Source organism: Pseudomonas sp. SIMBA_068, assembly GCF_046534705.1.
Lineage (GTDB): Bacteria > Pseudomonadota > Gammaproteobacteria > Pseudomonadales > Pseudomonadaceae > Aquipseudomonas > Aquipseudomonas putida.
On record NZ_JAWRYI010000367.1, the window covers coordinates 1 to 279 of the forward strand.

Annotated in this window: 1 protein-coding gene; it reads left to right on the forward strand. The window is 58.8% G+C overall.

The window, feature by feature from the left end; all coding sequences use genetic code 11:
- Positions 1–279, forward strand: a 279-nt coding sequence (locus SB756_RS29570) for a hypothetical protein (protein WP_410913116.1), incomplete at both ends; no start/stop codon positions are given.

Sequence of the window (279 nt, forward strand, 5' to 3'; positions counted from 1 at the left end):
GTTCAGCCGACTCAAATTGCACAACCACTCTAGGCGAGTACGACGGTTATCTGTGACCTGCTTCGCCGAGTGGGTTCTTGGCGACCTGCGCAGCAAGTCTGCTATGCATGTGGTCAGCGAGACCGACCCGGTCAGCGGTGCCTTGTTCGCCCGTAATACCTATGCCGTAGAGTTTTGCGGACATGTGGCGTTTCTCGACTGCGACCTGCCTTTTGATAGCATCACCTGCGATCGCAGCGAGTTCCTCGGCCGCAACGGCGATTCTCAAGCGCCGGCCGG